20 protein-coding genes and 1 pseudogene are annotated in these 21,840 nt (G+C 51.2%); 16 read left to right on the top strand and 5 right to left on the bottom strand.

The genetic code is table 11. The features are described from left to right. Window positions 1-58: 58 nt before the first annotated feature. The 11 genes and pseudogenes from QU597_RS24440 to QU597_RS24390 all read left to right on the top strand — a co-directional run bounded on the left by QU597_RS24440 (window position 59) and on the right by QU597_RS24390 (window position 12,749). Complete coding sequence (locus QU597_RS24440) at window positions 59-1,600, top strand: response regulator (protein WP_310830212.1); 1,542 nt, start codon at window positions 59-61, stop codon at window positions 1,598-1,600. A gap of 19 nt (window positions 1,601-1,619) precedes the next feature. Then, complete coding sequence (locus QU597_RS24435; protein WP_310830211.1) at window positions 1,620-3,440, top strand: sensor histidine kinase; 1,821 nt, start codon at window positions 1,620-1,622, stop codon at window positions 3,438-3,440. Further along, on the top strand, window positions 3,437-4,975 hold the full coding sequence (locus QU597_RS24430; RefSeq protein WP_310830210.1) for a response regulator transcription factor: 1,539 nt from the start codon (window positions 3,437-3,439) through the stop codon (window positions 4,973-4,975). The genes QU597_RS24435 and QU597_RS24430 overlap by 4 nt, the downstream gene beginning before the upstream one ends. A 113-nt stretch (window positions 4,976-5,088) precedes the next feature. Next, window positions 5,089-6,786 carry a type 2 periplasmic-binding domain-containing protein gene (locus QU597_RS24425; RefSeq protein ID WP_310830209.1) on the top strand — a complete coding sequence of 566 codons (1,698 nt, stop codon included), beginning with the start codon at window positions 5,089-5,091 and terminating at the stop codon, window positions 6,784-6,786. A gap of 91 nt (window positions 6,787-6,877) precedes the next feature. Beyond that, a complete protein-coding gene (locus QU597_RS24420; protein WP_236337259.1) occupies window positions 6,878-7,849 on the top strand; it encodes an ABC transporter permease in 972 nt (323 codons plus the stop codon). Window positions 7,850-7,851: 2 nt separating this feature from the next. After that, window positions 7,852-8,811: a carbohydrate ABC transporter permease gene (locus tag QU597_RS24415; RefSeq protein ID WP_370656213.1), complete on the top strand. Its 960-nt coding sequence runs from the start codon at window positions 7,852-7,854 to the stop codon at window positions 8,809-8,811. A gap of 42 nt (window positions 8,812-8,853) precedes the next feature. Then, window positions 8,854-9,090 (top strand): annotated as a pseudogene (locus QU597_RS24410) (family 43 glycosylhydrolase); the annotation flags it as partial. 32 nt (window positions 9,091-9,122) lie between these two features. Further along, entirely contained in the window at window positions 9,123-10,136 is a 1,014-nt protein-coding gene (locus QU597_RS24405) for an endo-1,4-beta-xylanase (protein WP_310830208.1), read from the top strand. Between the two features lie 291 nt (window positions 10,137-10,427). After that, complete coding sequence (locus tag QU597_RS24400; protein ID WP_310833403.1) at window positions 10,428-11,192, top strand: methionine ABC transporter ATP-binding protein; 765 nt, start codon at window positions 10,428-10,430, stop codon at window positions 11,190-11,192. After that, complete coding sequence (locus tag QU597_RS24395) at window positions 11,182-11,844, top strand: methionine ABC transporter permease (RefSeq protein WP_310830207.1); 663 nt, start codon at window positions 11,182-11,184, stop codon at window positions 11,842-11,844. The genes QU597_RS24400 and QU597_RS24395 overlap by 11 nt, the downstream gene beginning before the upstream one ends. A 71-nt stretch (window positions 11,845-11,915) precedes the next feature. After that, entirely contained in the window at window positions 11,916-12,749 is an 834-nt protein-coding gene (locus QU597_RS24390) for a MetQ/NlpA family ABC transporter substrate-binding protein (RefSeq protein ID WP_310830206.1), read from the top strand. Between the two features lie 149 nt (window positions 12,750-12,898). Here QU597_RS24390 and QU597_RS24385 read toward each other — a convergent pair whose 3' ends face one another. The 5 genes from QU597_RS24385 to QU597_RS24365 form a co-directional block, all read right to left on the bottom strand. Continuing rightward, a complete protein-coding gene (locus QU597_RS24385) occupies window positions 12,899-13,783 on the bottom strand; it encodes a metallophosphoesterase family protein (RefSeq protein ID WP_310830205.1) in 885 nt (294 codons plus the stop codon). A gap of 39 nt (window positions 13,784-13,822) precedes the next feature. After that, a complete protein-coding gene (locus tag QU597_RS24380) occupies window positions 13,823-14,647 on the bottom strand; it encodes an HAD family hydrolase (RefSeq protein WP_310830204.1) in 825 nt (274 codons plus the stop codon). A 448-nt stretch (window positions 14,648-15,095) separates the two neighbouring features. Next, window positions 15,096-16,445 (bottom strand): ABC transporter substrate-binding protein, encoded by a 1,350-nt coding sequence (locus tag QU597_RS24375; RefSeq protein ID WP_310830203.1) that lies wholly within the window; start codon window positions 16,443-16,445, stop codon window positions 15,096-15,098. 34 nt (window positions 16,446-16,479) lie between these two features. Continuing rightward, a complete protein-coding gene (locus tag QU597_RS24370; RefSeq protein WP_310830202.1) occupies window positions 16,480-17,322 on the bottom strand; it encodes a carbohydrate ABC transporter permease in 843 nt (280 codons plus the stop codon). A 31-nt stretch (window positions 17,323-17,353) separates the two neighbouring features. Further along, window positions 17,354-18,235 carry a carbohydrate ABC transporter permease gene (locus tag QU597_RS24365; protein ID WP_310830201.1) on the bottom strand — a complete coding sequence of 294 codons (882 nt, stop codon included), beginning with the start codon at window positions 18,233-18,235 and terminating at the stop codon, window positions 17,354-17,356. Between the two features lie 220 nt (window positions 18,236-18,455). Here QU597_RS24365 and QU597_RS24360 point away from each other — a divergent pair, with 220 nt between their 5' ends. From QU597_RS24360 to QU597_RS24340, 5 genes are all read left to right on the top strand, one after another. Next, entirely contained in the window at window positions 18,456-19,016 is a 561-nt protein-coding gene (locus QU597_RS24360; RefSeq protein WP_310830200.1) for a GbsR/MarR family transcriptional regulator, read from the top strand. Next, window positions 18,991-19,161 carry a hypothetical protein gene (locus QU597_RS24355; RefSeq protein ID WP_310830199.1) on the top strand — a complete coding sequence of 57 codons (171 nt, stop codon included), beginning with the start codon at window positions 18,991-18,993 and terminating at the stop codon, window positions 19,159-19,161. The genes QU597_RS24360 and QU597_RS24355 overlap by 26 nt, the downstream gene beginning before the upstream one ends. 389 nt (window positions 19,162-19,550) lie before the next feature. Further along, complete coding sequence (locus QU597_RS24350) at window positions 19,551-20,003, top strand: Lrp/AsnC family transcriptional regulator (protein WP_310830198.1); 453 nt, start codon at window positions 19,551-19,553, stop codon at window positions 20,001-20,003. 51 nt (window positions 20,004-20,054) lie between these two features. Next, window positions 20,055-21,038 (top strand): EamA family transporter, encoded by a 984-nt coding sequence (locus QU597_RS24345; RefSeq protein WP_310830196.1) that lies wholly within the window; start codon window positions 20,055-20,057, stop codon window positions 21,036-21,038. 59 nt (window positions 21,039-21,097) lie between these two features. After that, window positions 21,098-21,793 carry a helix-turn-helix domain-containing protein gene (locus QU597_RS24340; RefSeq protein ID WP_310830195.1) on the top strand — a complete coding sequence of 232 codons (696 nt, stop codon included), beginning with the start codon at window positions 21,098-21,100 and terminating at the stop codon, window positions 21,791-21,793. Window positions 21,794-21,840: the final 47 nt, after the last annotated feature.

The following is a 21,840-nucleotide window of genomic DNA, read 5'->3' as shown; positions in this document are numbered from 1 at the left end:
GTCTATAGTTATTTTGCTGAAATCTCTTTGCAAATCTGAATATGGAGGCGCGTGGCACATGCTGAAAGTCATGATTGTTGATGATGAGCCCTGGGTACTTGAAGGACTGCGGACGATGGTGGACTGGGAAAAGTATGGATTTGAAGTGTGCGGCGAAGCCCTTAACGGCCCGGATGCACTGAGACTGGTCGAGGAGCTTAGGCCGGATCTCGTACTAACGGATATTAATCTCCCGGTCTTTAACGGTCTTGAGCTTATTACCAGGCTGAATGAATCGATGGTTAAGCCGCCCCGGTTTGTAATATTAAGCGGATACGACGATTTCCAATATGCAAGAATTGCCCTGCGCCAGCGGGTAGATCAATATCTGCTGAAGCCGATCGACGAAGAGGAGATCGAAGCCTTATTAAGCCGGCTCAGTCTTATGATTCATAATGAAATCGCTTCCAGTCTGGAGTATCAGAAGAAGCAGGCAATGATTGTCGGCAATCTGATCAACCGCCTGATTCACGGGGAGGAGGATGAGGAGATTCAGCTGACGGCGGCCAACCTGATGCAGATACCGGCGGATGCGGAATTGCTGGGCATTCTTATAGATCCTCCCGCTGCAGCAGCGCTTCTGCAGCAGCATCTGAAGGATTACTTCCCTTGCGAGTTAGCAGGCTGCTTCCAGGACAGCGCGGACCGGTTCGGTCTGATTCTGCAATCCGCTTCCCTTTCCCGGGATAGCCTGACAGCCGGAGTCACCCGGCTCCAGCAGGATTTGGCTGAACAGCTGCAGGAGCCGGTCGCGGTTATGGTCAGCGAAAGAATGTCAGGCGCACTGTCCCTTAAAGATATTTATCTGCAGACGCTGGAAATGTGGAAGCTGAAGTACCGCAGAGAGAAGGGCGGTGTCTTTTTCAATTGTGACTTCAGGAGCACCAGTAAAGAAGCGAATATTGAACAGGAAACCTTTACCGAGCTGCTGGAAAAAGTAAAGGCAGGCGAGCTTCAGGCGATTGAGCCCTGTGTGAGGGATATCTTTATGTTCTACACGCAGCATTTGTTTTCGGTAGAAGCTGTCCAGGCCGGCATCGCCCATCTGGAAATGACATTATGCCGGCTGGTCGCCGAACGCAATGGCGAAACCGCCGTGATGATGAATCAGCATCATGAGGAGTTCGGAAATCTCGGTGAGCTGGGCGATTATTTCAGGCTGGGCAGCTATGTAAGCGGGCTGTGCAGGCGGGCGGCTGGCTATCTGGCTGAGCTGCAGGAGGCTAACGAAGGGAACACGATCTATAATGTGATCCAGTACGTAGACCTTGAATTCCGCAATAAATTGCAGCTTCAGGAGCTGGCCCGGCAATTTCATATGAATTCCGCCTACCTGGGACAGTTGTTCCGGAAAGAGACCGGCCGCAGCTTCTGTGAATATCTGAACGATAAGCGGATTGAAGCCGCCAAAGGGCTGCTGAAGCGGACCGAGCTGAAAATCTCTGACGTTGCAGCGCAGGTCGGATTCAGCAACACGGATTATTTTATCGATAAGTTCAAAGGAATTGTGGGCGTCCTGCCTTCGGTATACAAGAATTCGAATAATTGTAAGCAGCGCTAAGAAGGACAGGTGCACAGCCATGCTGAAAAAAAGAATCCGTTTCACTAATATTGTTAATGATATTCCGCTGAATTATAAATTTATCCTGATCTATATCGTTGGTGTGCTTCTGCCTATTATGGTCATCAACCTGGTGTTTCTGGGCCGGATTACAGATCTGATCAAATCAAGGGAGCAGCAGAACCTGGAGATCTCCCTGGAGCGGGCGAGAAAGGATATTCATGATTTTATCGAAGGCGGGGTTGCTGTCAGCTATACGTTGTCTACGGATAAGAACCTGTATGAAATGCTGGACCGGTCCTATAAAGACTCTATTGATTTTTATGGTGCTTTTGACGAACAGCTGCGGGACCGGTTGAACAGCTACATGCCGGTAAACAACCAGATTGATCGGATCAGCGTGTTTACGGATAACCGTTCTATTGTTTCAGGAGGCAATTATCAGATCATGAACCAGAAAGTACTGGCAAGTGAATGGTATCAGCAGGCGGAATCCTCCCGCAATAAGGTACTTGTTACCGCTTACCGGACATCGGAGAACGATAATACCGCTTCTTCGATCCCTACACTCAGCGTCTTGGACTGGATGGATAATTTCAGGTCCTTCAATGAATATAAAAAGCTGCTAAAGATTGATCTGGATCTAAGCGAAGTGTATGACGTGATTGCCCGAGAAAAAGATTACCTCAGCCTCTATCTGGTCAATGAGCAGAATCAGATTGTCATGTCAGCGGACAGCGGCTATCAGCGGGTGACAGATGAACCTTATCCTTTGTTTAATCTGCAGGAAGATAATCAGCAGGAGCTTCATGTGCTGCCGCTTGGTACGGCCAACTATCTCAAGGGCTGGCGGATCATCGGAATTACGCAAGGGGAGAGGATCACACAGGCCATTCTGGATATCCGGCTGTATGCGGCTGTGCTGGCGACCACGATCACGCTGCTGACCTCTGCTTTTATTTATGTGATGCTGAGATCCTACAATTACCGGGTAAAGCGGCTGTCCAGGCATATGCAGAAGGTAACCAACGAGAAGTTTGAACTGATCCGGATTGATGAGGGCCGCGATGAAATCGGCGGGCTGATTCATAACTTTAACAGGATGACCTCGCGGATTAACTCGCTGATTAACGATGTGTATAAGCTGGAGATCCAGAGTAAGAATCTGGAGATGGAACGGGTCAGGGCGGAGCTGAATTTTCTGCAAAGCCAGATGAATCCGCATTTTCTGTTCAATACGCTGAACGCGATTCTTGTGGTCTGCACCAAAAATAAATATGACGATGTGACGGATATTATCAAAAGTCTCTCTAAGCTGCTGCGCAGGCTGCTGCGCTGGAAGGAGGACCTGGTGTCGCTGCAGGAGGAAATGCAGTTTATTGAGATGTACCTAAAGATAGAGAAATTCAGATTCCGCGATAAGTTCGACTATCAGTTCGAGATTGAGGAGCAGGCACTGGAGTACAAAATTCCGAAGCTCAGCATGCAACCGCTCGTGGAAAATTCCTGCAAGCATGGCTTGCAGACGATAGAAGGGCTGGGCATCATCAAGGTGAGGGCAGCGGCCCGGGAGGACCGCCTGCAGATCACGGTTTCCGACAACGGGAAGGGGATCGAGGCTGCGCAGCTCAAGGATTTACTGCATAATATCCGCACCGAGGATTCGTCCGGCTTAAATATCGGTATGCGCAATGTGTACCGCAGATTGGAGCTGTATTATGCCGATCAGGTGACTTTTGAAATCATCAGTGTGCCGGGTGAGGGAACTGCAGTATCGTTCGGCATCCCGCTGAAGCTGCTGGAGAAGACTCATTCCCCGGGAGGGGAGGGAAGGTTATGACTTATAAAGTGCTGTTAATTGATGATGAGCCGAGTGCTCTCGAAGGGATGCTGCTGTGGATTGACTGGCGGGAGCTTGGCTTCGAGATATGCGGGACCTGCGGCAACGGCCAGGAGGGCTTGCGGTTAATCGGTGAGCTGGACCCGGATCTGGTTATCACGGATGTAAATATGCCGCTATTGAACGGTCTTGAAATGATTGGCGCCTGGCAGCAGGCAGGGGGCAGGGAGATTAAGTTTGTAATCTTAAGCGGGTACAGCGAATTTGAATATGCCCAGACTGCTATCCGGTACGGTATTAATCATTATTTGCTAAAGCCGGTTTTCCCGGAAGAAGCGACAGAAGAACTGCGGGAGATTTACAAGGAACTGGAGCAGGAGGAGCGCGGCCGGAGGTTTAAGCAGATGGCGGCTTCGGAGGAGACGGCGGCGGTAATCAAAGGACTGTTATATGAGCAGCCGGCAGAGAAGGCCGATCCGGAGTTTCTCGCCTCGTTGCCCGCTGACATCTGCTGCTGGAATGTCTGCCTGATCCAGACCGCACCGCAGCAATATGCCGAGGTCAGGGGCAAAGCGGCTGCCTTGATCGCCGGGGCGCCCGCGATGTATCTGGTGGATCTGGAGGCAGGCTGCTGCGCCATTGTATTCGGAAGTTTCGCGGCTGGCCATGAAAGTGAAGCAATCAACGGGGTAGCCGACTCGCTGCGGCAGGAGTGTCCCGGCCTGACCCTGTTTATCGCGGCCGGAACCAGCGTGCCTCTATTGACCGGCATCACGAACAGCTACCGGACGGCTAAGGAAACTCTGCAGCACTTTTTTTACCGGACCTCCTCTGCCGGATTACTGATGTATCACGAGATCAAGAATACGCCGTTCAGCAGGCAATACGATCATATCCGGATGGCGGACGAGCTGATCGGATTCATAAACACGCTGGATCTGCCAGGCTTCCGCAGCGCGGTAGACTCGGCGGCTCACAGCTTTCAGGAGAAGCTTGTGGCTCCCGAGGCAGTGAAGAAGTTTGTTATACATCTCATATACCGGATCCGGGAATTGACCCATGTGACAGAAAACGGCAAGCTGCCGGAACTGCTTAAAGAGTTTCAACTACCGGAAATCCATCATTACAGGCTCACGTTAACCGGACTAATGGGCTATCTGCTGACCTCTGGAGAGGCTGGAATAGAGCTCCTTCTAGAAGAGCGGGGCAGGAGGTCGCATGATATCGTCCGGGATATCAACCAATACATTCAGGAGCATTACCGCGAAAGTCTGACGATTCAGAGGCTGGCGGAAATCTTTTATCTGCATCCTGTATATCTCGGCCAGCTCCTGATCAAGAAGAACGGAATGGGCTTCAACGAGCTGCTCCATAATCTGCGGATTGAGGAAGCCGCAAGGCTGCTCCATGAGCATAAACTTAAGCTGTCGGAGGTTGCCGAGCAGGTGGGTTATGTCAATTACGGCCAGTTTTTGAAGCAGTTCGAGAAGAAATTGAAGATGTCTCCGAACGAATACCGGAATATAAAGACCTAAAATTTTTGGGGTTATACCTTTAATTCGGTTGTATTTTAGAATAGAAATCACCTCTATAATTCATAAATGTAAGTGCTTACAAGAAAGCGTGAACAAAAATATGGAGGTGCTTTATGGGGGGCAAGTCGAAAAGAACGTTTAAGTCTTCACTGATTATGCTGTTATCCCTGAGCTTTACACTAGCCGGCTGCGGCGGGAACAACAACGGTAATACAAATGCTACAGCGGAAGAAACCAGTGCGGCACAAACTGCCGGAGCAGCTAACACAGGGGATAAGGTTGAACCGTTTAAGGTAAGTGTCTTCATCGGCGCAGCAGGACAACAGCCGACACCGGACAACAAAATTTATAAGAAAATCAAGGAAGAAACGGGTGCCAGCTTCGATATGGAATTTCTGGCAGGCGACATCAACCAGAAGCTTGGGGTTATGATTGCCGGCCAGGATTATCCGGATTTGATAACCGGTAATACAAAACTTACAGCAGCAGGGGCTTATATTCCGCTTGAAGACTTGATTGAGCAATACGCTCCAAACTTGAAAGCGCATTACGCGGATTACTGGAACATGATGAAGGATCCGAATGACGGGCATATTTATATCCTCCCGAACTACGGTGTGTACAACGGTAAGGTTAATAGTTCATGGTATTCGGGACCTGCCTTCTGGATGCAAAAAGCAGTCCTCAAGGAATTCGGATATCCAAAGGTGAAGACGCTGGATCAATATTTTGATCTGATTGAGAAATATAAAGCGAAATATCCGGAAATCGACGGAAGTCCGACGATCGGGTTCGAAATTCTGAACTATGACTGGAAAAACTGGGGTCTGTTCAATGCACCGCAGCATCTGATCGGCCATCCGAATGATGGCGGTGTTGTTGTAAATAACGGCGTGGCCGAAATTTTTGCAGACAAGGATTATGCTAAACAGTACTATCAAAAGCTGAATGAAGTGAACCAAAAAGGTCTGATCGATAAAGAGACTTTTGTTCAGAACTATGACCAGTATATGGCGAAGCTGTCCAGCGGTACGGTTCTGGGGATGTTCGACCAACACTGGAACTTCAACGCTGCCGAGGACTCCCTGACCACCCAAGGCAAAATTGAACGCACTTACGTAGGTCTTCCGCTGGTATATGACGAGTCGACCAAAGACTACTACCGCGATCTGGCAGTTCTGAACCTTAACAACGGCTTCGGTATCAGTATCAATGCCAAAGATCCGGTGAAGATTATCAAGCTGCTTGACACCCTGATCCAGGAAGACTGGCAGAAAACGTTCTCCTGGGGCATAGAAGGCGAAGATTATATTGTAGAGAATGGCAGATTCATGAGAACCCAGGAGCAGCGCGACAATGCAGCTGATGCCACCTGGCAGCTGGCCAATAAGGCCAAAGCAATGTTTGACTACCTGCCAAAAACTGAAGGAAGCTTCAGTGACGGCAACTCAACGGATGCTGCTGCACAGCCTGAAGAGTACAAAGCAGGTCTGAAACCTTTCGACAAGGAAGTTCTTGATGCCTACGGCTTTAACAGCTATGTCGATTTCTTCAGCGAACCGCCTGCCAACCCGGTCTATTATCCTGCCTGGTCTATCGACCTTATTGAAGGCTCGGATGCCAAAATTGCAAGTACGAAACTAAATGAACTGCAGACCAAGTTCCTGCCTAAAGCCATCCTTGCCGATCCGGCTGACTTTGATTCCGTCTGGAGTGATTATGTCGGACAGATTAAAAAGGCCAATGTGAAGGCTTATGAAGATAAGATTAACGAGCAGATTAAGTGGAGAATTGATAACTGGAGCAAATAACGGAGCATCAGCTTCCGGAATCAGAGGGTGGAGGGCCGGTTCCGGCCTTCCACTTCCTAAATTAAAATGATGGATTGGGGAGACAACTACTATGGATGAGACCCTAGAAATAGAAACCGTCGTCCGGCATCCCAAGAAAAAAAAGAAGAAGCAGCCGATCACCTGGTCCCTGTTGAAAAGCCAGAATCAGCTGATTTGGATGTCTGTACCGTTAATGCTCTATATTATTCTTTTTGCCTACGTCCCTGTCTGGGGATGGACCATGGCTTTCCAGAATTATAAGCCGGCCAAGTCCTTCAGCGAACAGGAATGGGTAGGATTTAAGCAATTCAAGTTCCTGTTTACCGATGATAACTTCATCAGGGTACTGCGTAATACCGTAGCGATGGGGCTGATCAACCTGATTCTCGGTTTTGTCACTGCTATCGTGCTTGCATTACTGCTCAATGAAATCAAGAACATGTTCTGGAAAAGAACGGTGCAGACGATTTCCTATCTGCCGCATTTTTTATCGTGGATTATCGTTACCGGCATTGTGGCCACTTCGCTGTCGATCAATGACGGGATCGTCAATATCGTACTGATGAAGCTGCATCTGATTAAAGAGCCGATTCTCTGGCTCAGTGAAGGCAAATATTTCTGGGGCATTGTCGGGGCTTCACATGTGTGGAAGGAAGTCGGCTGGAATACGATTATTTATCTGGCAGCCATTGCTTCCATAGACCCTGCACTTTATGAAGCTGCGGAAATCGACGGCGCGAGCCGCTACAAAAAAATGAGATTCGTAACCCTTCCAGGGATCAAAGCAACGATCGTTATTCTGATGATTATGTCTATCGGACATGTGCTGGAGGCGGGCTTTGAAGTGCAGTACCTGCTCGGCAACGGGCTGGTTGTGGACTGGGCAGAAACGATTGATATTTTTGTACTGAAATACGGGCTTGCTCAAGGTAACTATTCACTAGCGACCGCCGGCGGGATTTTCAAAACCGTGGTCAGCGTAACATTGCTGCTTATGGCTAACGGAATTTCGAAGCGGCTTGGGGAAGAGAGGTTGTTATAATTATGGATAACCGACAAATCAGCCCTCGGCAAACAGCGGGTTTAACGATGAAAAAAAGCTTAGGCACGGGCAAACTTGAACCGATACTGTTTGGCTCCTTTAACACGGTTTTTATGATCTGCCTGGTGCTTGTGACCCTATATCCGTTCCTTAATACGATCGCCGTTTCGTTTAACGCGGGGAATGATACGATCCGCGGCGGCATCTACTTATGGCCAAGAGCCTGGACTCTGCAAAATTACAAGGCGATCTTCGCCTCCGGCACCATTTATGACGCATTCCTGATTTCTGTGGCCCGGACCGTGCTGTCCACGATCCTTAATATTTTTCTGACCACGATGCTCGCGTATACTCTAAGCCGGAGGGAATATGTATTCCGCCAGCCGATCACTGTGATTTTTGTACTGACGATGTATTTCAGCGCCGGTCTGATTCCGGGTTACTTCCTGATTAAGGATCTTAACCTGATTAACAGCTTCTGGGTATACATTTTCCCGTCCATGATCAGCGCATTTAATATGATTGTAATCCGCACGTATATCGGCACAATACCGGAGAGTCTGCTGGAGTCAGCGAAAATCGACGGCGCCGGCGACTTCAGAATTTTTATGAAAGTTGTATTCCCGTTATGCAAACCGGTACTCGCTACAATTGCCCTGTTTGTCGCTGTAGGCGCATGGAATTCCTGGTTTGACGCGTTTATCTATACCTCTTCCAGACAATACCTGAGTACGCTGCAGTATGAGCTGATGAAGCTGCTATCCTCGACGATGAACTCCAACAGTAATCCGAACGTTGCCGCCGGGGTGGGGATGGACCAGAATTCAGCCCGCGCACTGGTGACTCCGTTATCGATCCGGGCAGCCATTACCGTTGTAGCCTCGGTTCCGATCCTGCTCGTATATCCGTTCATGCAGAAGTATTTCGTGGTGGGACTGAATGTGGGTAGTGTTAAGGAATAATACAGCTTTAATTTAGGCTGCAGAAAGGTTGTCTGCATGAATATGAATCATTCTTCGATCCATTACTCAAACCCGGTGCTTCCGGGTTTTTATCCTGATCCGAGCATTACCCGGGCGGGGGAAGATTATTATCTGGTCTGCAGCTCCTTTGAGTATTTTCCGGGGGTGCCGATTTTTCACAGCCGGGATTTAATCCACTGGAAGCAGATCGGTCATGTGCTGGACCGGATCAGCCAGCTGGACATCCGCAGCTGCGCCAGCTCTGACGGGATCTATGCCCTGTGCTCACAAAACTTTTAGGAGGGTCATTCATGAGGGGCATTAACAGCTTTACCGAGCCTGCGCTGAAGGCTGTGTTCGCTGACGATTTCAAGATAGGCGCAGCAGTAAATCCGTGGACGATCCAGTCGCAGGAGCAGCTGCTCGCCTATCATTTCAACAGCATAACTGCAGAGAATGAGATGAAGTTTGAGAGCCTGCATCCGCTGGAGGAAATATACAGCTTCGACAAAGCAGACGAGCTGGCTGCTTTTGCCCGGAAGCATGGGCTGGCGATGCGCGGCCACACGCTGGTATGGCATAACCAGACAAGCGATTGGCTGTTTAACGGTGACGCTGGCGGTCCTGCAAGCAAGGAGCTTCTGCTGGCCCGCTTGAAGTCGCATATTAGCACCGTGGTTGGACGTTACAAGAATGATATCTACGCCTGGGATGTAGTCAACGAGGTGATCGCAGATGAAGGCGCGGAGCTGCTGCGCCCTTCCAAATGGCTGGATATTGCCGGACCGGATTTCATCGCCAAAGCATTTGAATATGCCCATGAAGCCGACCCTAAGGCACTGTTGTTCTACAACGACTACAATGAATCGAACCCGCTTAAACGCGATAAGATCTATACTCTGCTGAAATCGCTGCTGGCGCAAGGTGTACCGGTACATGGCATCGGCCTGCAGGCACACTGGAATTTATATGATCCGTCACTTGATGATATCCGCGCAGCGATTGAGAAATACGCGTCACTCGGGCTGCAGCTGCAGCTGACGGAGCTGGACATGTCACTCTTCCGCTTCGAGGACAAGCGGACGGATCTGAAGAGTCCGCCGTCTGAGCTGCTTGAACTTCAGGCGGAGCGTTATGATGTCATATTCCGCCTGCTTAAAGAATACCGGGAAGTGATATCCTCGGTTACTTTCTGGGGAGCGGCAGATGATTACACGTGGCTGGATGATTTCCCGGTCCGGGGACGGAAGAATTGGCCGTTTCTGTTCGATGAGCAGCATCAACCGAAGCCTGCGTTCAACCGGATTGTAGTACGGAACTCTTAAGTTTTTGCCTCATTAGATTAAGGAATTATAGAAGCCCCGGCAGCCTGTACATGGCTGCCGGGGCTTCTTTGCTGAAATACAGGATAATTATAACAGCAGACGCGCATGCTTAGAGATAGGCGAATTCTACCATGCCGCTGATATATCATTTTCAAAAAAAATGATGACACAGCGCAGTAAATACCTTATTATTTAAAGAGATTTTTAATGAAACAGATTTTAAATAATTGTAATACACTCCACGGGGTCCACAGGCTTTAATCAAGGCAGTCCGGAGAGGGGAGGATTACTATCCTAACGCTGAGTGGAGTAAGCAAGAGCTTCGAACTGAAGAATGGCACCTATCCGGCGGTCCGCCAGGTTTCACTTGAGGTTAAGGCCGCTTCGATTCACGGCATCATCGGCGCAAGCGGGGCCGGTAAGTCCACACTGCTTCGCCTGATCAATCTGCTGGAGCGTCCCGATAAGGGTACTGTAACCGTAGGCGGCAAAGAGCTGACAGCCTTGCCGGAGAAACAGCTGCGCCGGGAGCGGCAGAAGATCGGTATGATCTTCCAGCATTTCAATCTTGTCGGCAATGCCACGGTCAGCCGTAATGTTGCGATTCCGCTGGAGCTGGCCGGGGTCAAGCGGGGAGAGCGGCTGAAGCGGGTAGCCGAGGTTCTGGATTACGTCGGCCTGGCAGATAAAGCGCAGCAGTATCCTGCACAGCTCAGCGGCGGGCAGCGGCAGCGGGTAGCGATTGCCCGCGCGCTGGCGAACAGCCCGCAGCTGCTGCTGTGCGATGAGCCGACCTCCGCGCTCGATCCGGGAACTACGGCTGATATCCTTGGTGTGCTGAAGGATATCAATGCTGCGCTTGGTGTAACCATTGTCATCGTGACTCATGAGCTGGATGTGGTCCGCAGCATTTGCAGCGAGGTTTCTGTAATGAAGGACGGGGAGATTGTAGATTCCTTCTCACGCGAGGAGCATGGATTTCTTCCTCCGGCAGGTCACTCCGGTTCATACCGCCAGCAGATTACCGGCAAGGCAGGTGAAGACCATGTGGGATAGTATGCTGAAATACCAGGAGCAGATGTGGCAGTCCATCGGGGAAACCTTCGTGATGGTCGGTATTTCTGTGGGTGCGGCGGTGCTGCTGGGGCTGCCGCTGGGAACGCTCTTGTACTTTTTCCGCAAGGGCCAGCTGTATGAGAACCGGAGTCTGTCGCTGACGCTGAACAGTATCGTCAATATCATTCGTTCGTTCCCGTTCCTGCTGCTTGTTGTGGCGCTGATTCCGGTGACCCGCTTCCTTGTAGGGACTGCGATTGGTACGGTAGCGGCTACAGTGCCGCTGTCTGTTGTTGCCGTAGCTTATTACTCGCGGCTTGTGGAACAGTCCCTGCTGGAGGTTCCCAAAGGCACGATTGAGGCGGCCCTCTCCATGGGGGCTTCGAAGTTCGAGCTGATTTTCAAGTTCCTGTATAAAGAAGCCCGTTCAGGGCTGGTGCTTGGACTCACGGCCTCAACGATCAGCTTCATTTCCTTTTCTACGGTTATGGGGGTTGTCGGCGGTGGCGGGGTTGGCGATTTTGCCATCCGTTACGGCTACCAGCGGTTTGAGACGGAAGTGATGGTCTATGCCATCGTTGTCATGATCGTTCTGGTGCAGATCATCCAGTTCACCGGAAGCACGGCAGCAAGACTGCTGGATAAACGCTGACGGAACATTAAGCTTTGTATGACCGCAATAACAGAGAATATATACATTACACGGGGGGTTATCTTCAAATTATGAAAAAATCAATGATAGCTATGCTTATGCTGCTTGTACTGATTGTCGCTGGTTGTGGAAACAACAGCAATAAGGAGAATGCCGAGGCGCCGGCAGCCACAGCAACAGAACCTGTGAAGATCAAAGTAGCGACTTTGATTCCTCCGATGACAGAGATCCTTGATATTGTAAAACCGCTGCTTCTGGAAGACGGAGTGGATATGGAGATTGTAGTACTATCCGACAATGTGCAGCCGAATGAAGCGCTGGCGAACAAGGAAGTCGATGCTAACTTCTTCCAGCACCTTCCGTATATGGAGCAATTCAATGCAAGCAAAGGTTCGAAGCTGGTAGGGGTCCAGCCGGTCTATGACGCTATCTACGGCGGTTATTCCAAAAAGTACAAGACGATCGAAGAGCTGCCGGAAGGCGCGAAGCTGGTCATGGCCAATGACCCGTCGAACATCGGACGTTCGCTGCAAATGTTCGCAAATGCCGGACTGATTAAGCTGAAGGATGGCGTAGGCATCAAAGCAACACAGGCTGATATCACAGAAAACCCTAAAAACTTCAAGTTCGAGGAAGTCGATCTGCTGATGCTGGCCCGGATGATGGATGACGGCGATCTGGTGGCGATGACTCCTGCTTATGCCAGCCCGCTCGGCCTGACACCGAAGAAGGATGCGCTCATTACAGAAGGCGAAGATTCTGAGTTCACCATCACCCTCGTAGCCCGTGAAGACAATAAGGATTCCGATGCCATCCAGAAGCTGGCGAAGCGCATCAGCGGCCCGGAAGTGAAGAAATTCCTGGAAGAGAATTATGCGGATATTGCACTGCCTGCTTTTAAGTAAAAGTAATATCAATAGAAGCAGCAGCCGTCTTATTCTAATTGAATCCTCATGTCGTTAACAAAGCAGAGCAGCGGTTCCTCCTAATGGAAGGAACCGCTGCTCTGCATGTTTTTGGTGGCGTATAAATGGCGGCAGGTTAGCTGCGGGTGCTAGCCGTGCGTTTTCAGCAGAGAGGGAACCTCGTAACATGCAGCTTCAATCCAGCTTCCGGTAGTGAAGTCCCGTCCCCGTACCCGCACTCTGTCACTATAGACTTCTATATAGTAGCCTTGACTGCCATCTTTGTGTTCATCCGCATTGGTCCAGAGATAGGCGACGGAAGCGCTGTTGAACATCGTAGCTGTCTCCCCGTTGCCGGGATACATCGTGTTGTCTACCTCAAGCTCCCAGTGGGTATGCCCGGTAAACAGCAGGGTCTGCGGATACTTGGCCAGTATGGATCGCAGCTCCATATCCTGTGTAACTCCGTACCATTCCTGCGATTCCAGTGAGCCAGCTACGGTGTTCTTCAGCGGCTGATGCAGGAAGAGGAAGATGGGTTGAGCTGACGCTGCCTGACCGGCCGCCGGCTGTTCCCCGAGCTTCCGTTCCAGCCACTGGAGCTGTTCACCTGACAGATTGCAGAACGCCGGCAGGCCTTCTTCGGTTCCGAGGAAAATAAAATGATACCCGCCGATCCAATGATCGTGATAAGGTCCAGGCGCACCAGTTCTGGAGGTATACATCGAGAGGCGCGATTCCCAGTGGCCGAGACCAACGTCATGATTGCCCAAGGTGAACCGTATTTCCGGCAGGGCCCCTTGATGCCGCTTCAGAATACGCTGGACCTCCTCATATTCATCCGGGAAGCCATGGTCTGTAATATCCCCGATATGCATAATTCCGCTGCTGCCCTGAGCATGAAGAGCCAGATCCTGCAGTGCCCGTTCGAAATTCAGATTATATTCATGCGCGGGATCGGCAGTGACGTGGGTATCCGTGATAATCTGAAAGGTTAACAGCGGCGTTTGTCCGCCTGGATTGTTTGTATGCATATGCAAACGTAGCCTCCTTAAGATAAGAGATCAGGATAATCAACTGGAAAAGCTGCTGAAGCTCAGTTCCTGATAGGACCGCACAACCAAATCGGCATCAGGCAAAAGATAACGTGCTGCGACGGGATCGGCGACCTTATCTCCGACTGCATCCCCGGCTGTATCCACCGCTCCGGTTATCCCTATAGCCACGGCTGCACCCGCCGCTTTGGCCATCTTCATATCGCCGTTCGTATCGCCGATTACAGCGGCTGCAGACGGCTGCACCCCGAGCTGCTCACAGGCCAGCAAGGCCATATCGGGAAACGGCTTGCCCCGTTCTGCCTGATCTGTGCCGATCACGGCGGAGAAGTAGCTGCGGATGCCGAGCCAGGTGAGATGCTTCTCCGCCGCCGCGGTTTCGTCAGCAGTGACTACGGCCATAGCCAGACCTTGAGCTGCACAGTCATCAAGGAAGCGCACCAGACCGGGCAGCGGGAGGGCTGGACGGTTCCGCTCCAGCATTTCATCTGCTTCCTGGCGGCAGATGTCCACCAGCTCCATCGATTCTGCCCAGGACAGGCCAAGCAGATAGCCCTGCCAGGAGAGAATAGCGTAAAGGTCGCCCATCGTCCCCATGGCCAGCGGGCCATTGCGGTCGTAGTCAGTGATTTTGCCCTCGGCATTGTGAATGGTGCCAAGCAGAGAGGCAAGGTACGGTGCAGGGAATTCGAGACCGCGCGCTTCCAGTTGCCGGGTGAATTGCTCCAGGAAACACTCGGCCCAGCTTCCCCAGAGGGAGACGAACTCCAGAAGTGTGCCGTCCTTGTCGAACAGGATTGCAGATATCGCATGATTTCCTTGCGGAGTGATGAGTTCAGGCATGGGGCGGCCTCCTTTAGTCAACCGTTATGTCATGTCATTGAATTATTCGTATGCCAGAATACTGGAATAAACTTAAGTCCATTCTCCCAAATTACTTCGTTTGGAGTGCCATCTATGAGCTGCTAAGACATCAATTGCATTTTCTACAACAGATGAACTCTAACTGGGCTGAAAACTTGCATCTATTGCACTTTGTACATCAGAAATTGGTGAAATAGATGCTTTTGGCCCTAAATCAGAAAATCAATTGTACGAATTACAACAGAAGCCAACGTACCGCAGGAAAATGGACTTTCTATTGCACAAAGTGCAATCATTCTCGAAAGTATAGACATTCCACAAACTGAAAATCACTGAAATCACTCTAGGAGTGCAGCCATTTCAGAAATTTCTCTTGAGGAGCCACCGCTACTTTTACAGGTCGTTGCCCTTCTAACTATACCGCTGTTTATTTTAGCTTATCGAGTGCCGCCTGGGCAGTCTGCTGCGCTTCCTTGAGCGCTTCGGCTGCCGGAATATTCTCGATCTGGACCTTGTCCGCAGCGATGGTCAGCGCATCATTGATTTTGCCGCCGGTTGGATCCTGGAACGGGGCGGAGGCATGAGATGCCTGCAGCAATGGGATTTTGATCTGCGGATTGGTCTCGCTGAACGAGACGAATGCCGGATCCTCCAGTGCAGACTGGCGTACAGCGATGTAGCCGGTGTTGATTGACCAGAAGGCGGTATTCTCGGAGTTCGTGAAGTAAGCCAGCCATTTCAGGGCGGCCTGCTTCTCGGCATCTCCGGCCTTAGCCGGAATACCGGCCATAATCGCCTGTGCCACCGGCTTGCCTTCACCCATTCCGGCCCAGCCCGGCTGTTCCATCGCGGAGACGATGCTGAAATCGAGATCCCCCTGGTCGCCGCTGGAACCAATGTAGCCGGCCGCCTGGCCTTTCATCACATCGTCAATGGTCTTGTACCAGTACTCCCAGCCCTGTCCGCCGGAATGGATCCGCATGATCTTGTCCTCATGAATCCATTTGCGGAACAGGTCCCACGTCTCGATCCACTCAGGGGAATCGATCATTACGGTCTTGCCGTCTTCGCTAAGAATGTTACCGCCCTTGCTCAGCACGGCATCGATCATGTTGCCGGAGCCCCACATCGGCTCCCAGCCGTAGAAGCTCGTTTTGCCGCCGTCTTTGACCGCCATTTTCTCTGCTGCCGCAGCGAGGTCTTCCCAGGTCTTGATCTGGCTGGCATCAATCCCGCTTTTCGCAAAAGCATCCTTGCGGTAATACATAATCTGTGTCGTTCCGTACATCGGGAGGAAATACTGCTTGCCGTCGACCTGGCCCTGGCTCAGGAAGGTCTGGACAAAATCCTCTTTATTGAAATCCGGCTGCTCTGCAATCAGCTCATCCATTGGTGCAAAATATCCCTTGCGCGCCCAGTCTATATTGGAAGAGAGCACAGCAGCAGGCACTTGTCCTGTGGCGATGGCCGCCTGGAGCTTCTGCTCCGTTTCCGTATAATCCGCCTGTACGATGCCTTTGACGATCACTTCCTGCTGTGAGGCGTTGAATTTCTGAATGAGCGTCTCCATATTTTCTCCAAGCTTGCCGCCGAGTCCATACCAGAATTCAATCGTTACAGGTTCACTAGAAGCCGCCGCAGCAGCTTCTGCAGCAGGAGCAGACGATGCTCCGCTTGCCTCCGTAACATCATTAGAAGCGGTATTTCCGCCACAAGCGGTGAGTACTGTAAATCCGGCAATCATGGACATCGCGGACAACCTTTTTAATACGTTCATCATCATTCTCCTCTTTGTTTGAAAATGTAAGATTTCAGCCTTTACTGGAACCAGCGGTCATATTAACACTTTGCATAATCGTTTTTTGCGCCAGCAGGAAGACAAGCAGCAGCGGGGCGATGGTGAAGCTGCTTGCGGCCATAATCAGCGGCCATTTTAAGCCGTAAGCACCTCCTTCCACGAAGAAGCTGCGCAGACCGGCAGACACCAGCTGCAGTGCAGGGTCCTTGGTGATCAGCATCGGCCAGAAATAGTTGTTGTACTGCTCGATGAAGGTAATCAGCGCCAGCACGGCAAAAGAGGATCTTGTCACCGGCACCAGCACCGTCCAGAGAATCCGCATATGGGATGCACCGTCCACCTCACCGGCCTCGACCAGCTCATGCGATACCTGAAGGAATGCTTGTCTGACCAGAAAGATCGCAAAGACGCTCACACAGTTGGAGAGAATCAGGCCGCCGTAGGAATTGAGCAGATGCAGCTCAGACAAGACCAGATAACCGGGCAGGTAAACTGCGGTAGCAGGTACCATGTAACCGAACAGGATCACTCCGGCAAAAACACCCTTCAGGCGGAATTTCATATGTGTAAGCGCATAGGCCATCATGCCTGAGTTGATTATCTGCAGAACGACGATGGCGGTGGCGACGAAGATGCTGTTGCCCATATACCGTGCGAATGGGGCCTCGTTCCAGGCTGCGGCAAAATTGCCCCAGAGCGGCACCTCAGGCCAGAGTGTTGGCGGGGAGCGCCAGATTTCATCATTAGTTTTCAAAGCGCTGGTAACCATCCAGTAGAACGGGAAGGCCATCAGCAGGGCAAGTACGGCGAAAAAAAGGTGGCGGACCGGTTGGCCCAGCCGGGTGAATATACGCAAGCGGTGAGACCTCCTTTTGGATAAACGCAAATCACTGATAATGAGTAGTCCGTTTACTGACGCCGAGCGAGAATACCGACAGCAGCATGCAGATGAAGACCAGAACCACTGCCACGGCTGAAGCCTCACCGATCTGGAAAGACTCGAAGGCCGACTGATAATACAGATACAGCAGGGTGCGGGTGGAGCCGGACGGGCCTCCTTGTGTCAGGACATTGATCTGATCGTAAGCCTGAAGGGCTTGGATAATCTGCACAACAAACAGAAACAGGGTGGTCGGCGAAATCAGCGGCAGGGTAATGCGGAAGAACTTCTGCAGTGCGCTGGCCCCGTCAAGCTCGCCGGCTTCCAGCAGATCGGAAGGGACATTCCGCAGTGCCACCAGATAAAAGATCATCGCCCAGCCTACCGATTTCCAGATCGTTACGAGCAGTACACCGATAAGCGCCCACTTGGGGTCCTGCAGCCAGCCGATCGATTCCAGGCCAAGGGAATTCAGCACGGTATTGGCGAGTCCGACATCAGGCTCGTAGATCCAGGACCAGACAATGGATACGGCAACAGTTGGCGTGACCCAGGGGGAGAACAAGAGCGCCTGGTACAGTGCGGAGCCTCCCAGCTTCCCGTTCATCAGCAGCGCAAGCCCGAGTCCGATCGAGATGACCGGCAGCACACTGCCTGCACAGAAGAGCACGGTGACCCTCAGCGCTTTGTAAAAAGCCGGGTTGCTGAAGAGATCGGCATAGTTTTGCAGCCCGACAAAGGTTTTGTCCGGACTCATGAAATCCCATTCCGTCAGGCTGAGATACAGCACATACAGCAGCGGGGCAAGCCAGAATAGAATGAACGGGATCATCGCCGGGAGTGTGAACAGCACCGGTTTTAGGCCGTTTATTACCTTGGAGCGTGTCATTTTTGTTCGGATACCCCATTCCATCGTCTAAGTTTTGCGGTATAATGCAGAAAAAGAACACTCTGTTCAAAAAAAATTGTACACTCAAGCAGACGCCTTATGGTCAAGCGGAAGTAAAGCATGTTTAGAAATTATGTAAAATTTGCAGAAAAGCCGCTGTGTTGCTTCAGTTTTGTGTAATGTAGAGAAAACAAGTCTAATTGGAGTGAAGGTGCAGCGAATGAAACAGGCCGCATTTGGCGAGGACAACGGGCAGTTATCTCCACGGGAGCAAGTGCTGCGTCCCATGATTGATGCGATTGCGCAGACTATGGATTTATACGGGGCAAATTATTCCTTCGGACAGCTCTACGGGATCATGTTCTTTGAGGATAAGCCGATGACACTTGAGGAAATGAAGCAGGTTATGAATATGAGCAAGAGCAATATGAGCTATGGCGTCCGTTCGCTGATCGCCTCCCGGATGGTAACGAAGCTTGAGGAGAAGCGGGACCGGAAGGAGCTGTATGCGGCGGAGACGGACTTTTTTCAGGCGTTCAGGAACTTCTTCACCTTGAAGCTGCAGCGGGAGATTGACGTAATGCAGGACGCGATGGGAACGGCGATGCCTGAGCTGGAATCGTTGATCCAGGCCGAAGATACTCCGGAGGAAGAGCGCCAGTCCTGCCGCAGAGACCTGGACAAGCTGCAGCATGCGAAGGAGTATTACAGCTGGCTGCAACGTTTTGTGGACGGATTGGAAGAAGGGGAAGTGTTTGGCGGCCCGGCAGGCAGGACGTAAGTTCAGGGTATCAGACCGCAGCGTGCAGGAGTGCTGGATAACGAGCTATGGTAACGGGGCGAGCGGCGGAATCAACGGTAAAAGTCCCGTTGATTCCGCTGCCGACGGGCTGAACGAGGAAATCAACAGGAAAATTCTCCACTAGAATCTTGTTGCGTATGTTTGTGAGAGAATTTGGTAGAGAAATTCCACTTAGATATCACAGTACGGACGATAATTAAGATTCCATAAGTTAGATGATCAACAGGCCATAAATCTATTAGATTGAAAGATGCCTGCGAGCCCCTCAAGGCAACAGCTAAGAGATCAGATGTTCTTCCGCTGGTTGCTGCCATAAGGGGATTTTTTGCGTAGGGACAAGGGGAACACTGGCTTACGGATCGTTATTTTCGGGGCGGATTAGTGCTGGTGTTATGACGAAAAAGCAATTTTTTAGTAATCTATCATACGATTCGTTTGGTTTTGATTGCACGTGAGTACGAATCGTTTATGAAGAAATAAATCATGCTATAATTTTTCCAGGAGGATGGGCCAATGGATGAACTGGATCATAATATTCTAAAGCTGCTGGAACAGAACGGAAGGCTGTCTCACGAGGAGATCGGCAAACTGCTGCATATCTCGCGGCCGTCCGTTCACCAGCGGGTTGCTAAGCTTGAAAAAAGCGGAATTATCAGAGGCTATAGAGGGCTTATCGACTGGAGCCGGCTGGATCAGAAAATCAAGGTGGTCATCTCGGTGAAGGTGGTCAGCCGGCATTTTCAGGAGGTTGCGGACAAAATAGTAGAGATGGAGATTCCGGGGGTAACCCTGATGGAATGTCTGCGGATGGCCGGGGAGTGGTGCATGATGCTGAAAGTACGGGTAGGCTCTCCGGAGCAGATTACACTGCTTATTGATGAAATTGTTAAAATACCCGAAGTGAAGGAAACGTCGACCACCTTTGTGTTATCCACCATCTATGAAGACGGCTTGAAGGGAATGTAGCATTGCTTGAAGTTATATAGAAAGCAAAATTGCAGAGGGAGGAACAACACGATGAATGAGACCGCTAAAGTCCAGGCCAAAGCACCACACGCCGGCAAAACAAGCAGTTCGCTCTACATAGTAGGCTTGGCGCTGGTAGCCGTCTATTTATTCTGGGGAGGCACCTATCTGGGCATGAAGGTAGCGATTGAGAGTATGCCGCCTTTTCTGATGGCCGGAGCCCGCTTCTTCTCAGCGGGACTGGTGCTCTATATCATCTCCAGACTAACAGGCGCCCGGCGTCCCGAATTCCGGGAATGGAGTTCGGCCGCGATTGTGGGTGCTTTGCTGCTGCTTGGCGGCAACGGTATGGTGGCCTGGGCGGAACAGAGGGTGTCTTCGTCGGTGGCTTCCCTAATCATTGCGGCCGTTCCGGTCTGGATGATGCTGCTCGGCTGGTTTGGTAAAAACGGCAAGCGCCCCAGCACAGGAGTGATCGCCGGGATTGTTCTTGGCTTCCTCGGCATCGTCGTGCTGGTGCTTCAACCGGGACAGGACAGTGCTGCCGGTAAAGGCTTCGATATCATCGGCATCACTGCCCTGCTTGCGGCTTCAATCAGCTGGGCAGCTGGTTCAATGTATTCACGCAGCGCCAAGTTGCCGGGTTCCCCGCTGATGTCGACCGCGGCACAAATGCTGACCGGCGGCGTCCTGCTGATTATTTTCTCTTATTTCACCGGAGATTGGGGAGAACTGGAGATGGCTGGAATTACCGCCCGCTCGTATCTTGCTTTTGGCTACCTGGTTTTATTCGGCTCGATTGTCGGATATACGGCCTATATCTGGCTGCTCAAAAATGCGGAGCCGTCCCTTGTATCCACTTATGCTTTTGTGAATCCGGTTGTTGCCGTCCTGCTTGGCTGGCTGCTGGCTGGTGAGCAGCTTACCGCCGGAGCCCGGACCGCCGCCGTCATCATTATCGCTGCGGTGGTGATTGTCACCGTGTTCCGCAGCCGTGTTCCGGGCGGGAAGCGGAAGGACTCAAGCAACGCTTGATATACATTTTTTGGGTCTTCCACTACACTAAAAGCATGTTAAACGAAAGGGTGGAAGCCATGTTTGATATGTTGAAGGTAGGCCGCAATATCGCCAAGTTAAGAGGGCAGACGGGGATTACGCAAATGGGGCTGGCGGACAAACTGGGCATCAGCTACCAGGCGGTCAGCAACTGGGAACGCGGAACAAGCATGCCTGATATTGCGAAGCTGCCGCAGCTGGCGGAGATTTTCGATGTCAGCATTGAAGAGATTCTTGAAGAAGGAAAAGGAAGCCGGCTAATTACAAGTATGTTGGGCAACAAAACCGGAGAATACCTGCAGCAGCATGAGATATCTATAGATGAGCTTTCCGGCGTTGCGCCGCTTCTGAACATGGAGCAGATTGGGGAGGTATTCGAACAAGTGAAGGACAAAGTCTCACTCAGGGATCTATTGCCGCTTGCTCCGTTTCTGAGCGATGAAGTGCTGGATGAATGTGCACGGAAGGCGATGGAAGGCGGAACCCTCAGTGATCTGGTCCCATTGGCCTCGTTTCTGAGCGATGAAGTGCTGGATGAATGTGCACGGAAGGCGATGGAAGGCGGAACCCTCAGTGATCTGGTCCCATTGGCCTCGTTTCTGAGCGAAGAAGTGCTGAATGAATGTGCACAGAAGGTGATAGATAGCGGTAACATCAGCGATCTGGTCCCGCTGGCCCCTTTTCTGGACAGCGATATTGCGGATGTAATTGCTCTGCGGATGTTTGCTAAATAACCGCATTAGTTACCGTGCTGACGATTAATACGTATGAACCCAAAAAC

This window comes from Paenibacillus pedocola, assembly GCF_031599675.1.
In the GTDB taxonomy this organism is placed as follows: Bacteria; Bacillota; Bacilli; order Paenibacillales; family Paenibacillaceae; genus Paenibacillus_AQ; species Paenibacillus_AQ pedocola.
Note: the sequence above shows the minus strand (reverse complement) of the source record. Positions and strands in the feature narration are given on the sequence as shown.